This window comes from Limosilactobacillus gastricus DSM 16045, from assembly GCF_001434365.1.
GTDB classification, from domain to species: domain Bacteria; phylum Bacillota; class Bacilli; order Lactobacillales; family Lactobacillaceae; genus Limosilactobacillus; species Limosilactobacillus gastricus.
The window spans coordinates 1-2865 of the sequence record NZ_AZFN01000042.1 but is presented as its reverse complement, the minus strand read 5'-3'; the positions used below and the strand labels follow the sequence as shown (position 1 = coordinate 2865).

General features: G+C 41.2%; 4 protein-coding genes. 2 read left to right on the top strand and 2 right to left on the bottom strand.

Going from position 1 to position 2865, the window contains the following annotated elements; translation table 11 throughout:
- On the top strand, window positions 1-150 hold a 150-nt coding region (locus tag FC60_RS09005), incomplete at its 5' end, for an LtrC-like protein (protein ID WP_082601391.1).
- 156 nt (window positions 151-306) lie between these two features.
- On the opposite strand, the gene FC60_RS09800 is transcribed toward FC60_RS09005, so the two are convergent.
- Window positions 307-369: a putative holin-like toxin gene (locus tag FC60_RS09800; protein WP_222843308.1), complete on the bottom strand. Its 63-nt coding sequence runs from the start codon at window positions 367-369 to the stop codon at window positions 307-309.
- 493 nt (window positions 370-862) lie between these two features.
- Here FC60_RS09800 and FC60_RS09000 point away from each other — a divergent pair, with 493 nt between their 5' ends.
- Entirely contained in the window at window positions 863-2212 is a 1350-nt protein-coding gene (locus FC60_RS09000) for an FAD-dependent oxidoreductase (protein ID WP_056938040.1), read from the top strand.
- Window positions 2213-2496: 284 nt separating this feature from the next.
- Here the strand turns inward: FC60_RS09000 and FC60_RS08995 are convergent.
- On the bottom strand, window positions 2497-2865 hold a 369-nt coding region (locus FC60_RS08995; protein WP_082601390.1), incomplete at its 5' end, for a Cna B-type domain-containing protein.

Sequence of the window (2865 nt, the reverse complement as noted above, 5' to 3'; positions counted from 1 at the left end):
CCACAACAAAAATCAGAACTAAAAAATAAACTAAATGATATACACCATGAAATCAGTAAGCGAACACAAAAACAGCTGCAAGCATTTGCTGAAGAAAATCCGTCAATCAACCAACCCAAATCCGAACTGGATCAAAGTTTAAAGCGTTAGCCAGTTTTTAAAGGTCATGCTATAATATAAACAGAAAAAGGAAGCCCCGCCGAAAACAGGACTTCCCGTGCAAGCCGCTTCAAAGGCGGTGGCATTAGTTAACTAAACGATAATGTCGTCCCGTAACTCGCCAAAGTTATGATCGGGGCGGCTTTTTTATTTGTGGTGTTTGTCGATATAGCTGAGTAGCGCGATTAAAAACGTGCCAAACAGCAACATCAACGAGAGTGTCTGGAAGACGCTCATTGACTGTGAAACCTTCCTGAAGATTATTCCATGTTCCCATGGGCCTCACCTCACAAGGGAAAAGACAGCCACCGCCCTTAAAACTTCTTGCTCAATCCATTATACAGGGAAATTAAAAATCAACCAAGAGCAATAAAACTGCTCTTGACAGCAAAGGAAAGCTACAACACTAGCAAGGTCAGCAAGCAAGGCTAATAATACTGCTGCAATGGGAAATGACAAGCGTCCAGTAGGGCGGTCCAAGAGCGGGCGCAAACCCTACCAGGCAGTACGATTATAAAAGTAAAGAAGGTCATAAAATCAGCTACTAGAGGGAAAACTGTGGTAAAAGACAAATAAGATGGTGAAATGATGACTATAAAGTCAAGTCAGATAAACAGGTGATTAAGCATACAAATTGCTTTTGACACTTTACTTACTTATAATAAGTACAATAACAAATGACTAGTAAAAGGCGGGTAAAACAATGGATAAATTTAAAAATATTATTATTGGATTTGGTAAGGCGGGTAAGACATTAGCTAAGTACTTGGCACAGCATGATGAGACCGTGCTTTTGATCGAACGATCAAAACAAATGTATGGAGGAACTTGCATCAATGTTGGCTGCCTACCATCTAAAAATTTAATTTTAAATGGTCAACGTGGCTTAGACCTTACTACGGCAGTTAATAAGCGTGGTGAGATGACTCGACAGTTGCGAAACAAAAACTATCACATGGTGGCTGATGAGCCACTAGCAACGGTTTGGGATGGGTCAGCCCGTTTTATCGACAATTATGTTTTGGCAGTCGTAATGAGTGATGGAACGACTAAGGAGGTGAGAGGTGAACGTATCTTTATTAATACTGGAGCAGTTCCAAATTGGCCATCAATCCCAGGGTTAGAATTCAGTCAGCGGATTTTTACGTCTAAAGAAGCTATGGAGTTGGAGAAACAACCGAAACGACTAGCAATTATTGGTGGTGGTTATATTGGCCTTGAATTTGCTGGAATGTTTAATTCCTTTGGTACGCATGTAACGATTTTCGACCAACATACCAGATTGTTAGAGCGCGAAGATCCTGATATTGCGACCGAGGTCGTAGCAGATCTGACTGACGCAGGGATCGAGATTAAACTGGCGACTCAACTAACGCAAGTAAAAGATAATGGTGAGAAGGTTACGTTATATTATCAACAAGGTGATCAAACTAACACTGCGGAATTTGATGCGGTATTAGTTGCAGTCGGTCGGCGGCCTAATGTAAGTAGTTTAGGACTAGAAAATACTGATATTGCTTTAACCAATCGCGGTGCTATTCAGGTCGATGATCATTTAAGAACTACAGTACAAAACATTTGGGCTTTAGGTGACGTTAATGGTGGCCCTATGTTCACTTATGTCTCATTGGATGATTTTCGTATTATCATAGATCAATTGTTTGGTAAGGGGAATCGCTCAACGGCTGATCGATCGGTAATACCAACTGCTTCATTCCTAAATCCACCGCTGGCCAACGTTGGCTTAAATGAACGTCAAGCTAAGAGTGCAGGTTATGATTTTCAAACCTTCAAGCTATCAGTCAAGGCAATTCCCAAGGCCCGTGTCTTGGAGGATCAACGCGGGCTTTATAAGGTAATCGTTGATCAAAAAACACACCTTATTTTAGGGGCAACATTGTATGCCGCTGAGGCTCATGAAACCATCAATCTAATTGCATTGGCAATGAAGGCCAAATTACCTTACGAAAGATTACGCGATATGATCTATACTCATCCAACAATGTCTGAAGCCTTGAATGATCTTTTTAAGACCCCGGTTGTGAAAAGCTAACGCCCTAGAAACACAAAGCCGACTAGTTAATCGAGGAAACAATCAAGAAATCACCGTTAAAATTATTACGCAATGTGATTAACAATGCCCTTAATCTAAAGGACCGGGGCTCCAGAAATTCAGGCCACGTGTCGTGTTTAATAGAGAAGCCAAAGCGGGCGACTAACGCAGAAAACTGCGTTGGTCGCCCGCTATTTTTGTTTGAACCCAGGGATCTGAGATACCATCAATGGTTAAGATTTAACCCGGTTCGTTGTGGAGTGCTTACGATCATTCAATCATGATCAAATAGTAAATCTATTTATAACTACTAAACCCAAGCTTAGCAATAACGTCACTAGTCCAATTAACATCATACCTATTGATGATTCATTACCTGTTTGAGGTAATTTACCTGTTTTTTCGTAGGTTTTACCTTGAGTGTAAGCTTTTGGTGTTACCTTATTCCCATTATTAGGAACTTGAGGTTTCTTGGGCGTTGTCGGGTTATTAGGAACCTGGGGCTTCTTAGGCGTTGTCGGATTATGGGTATTAGTAATATTGTAACCATCGACAGTACTGGTGTACCCCGCAACGGCATTTTCCGTTACCGTGTAGGTGATCTTCTGACCATTAGCATAAGCAGCTAAGTTGTCGAAACTGTATTGCCAGTT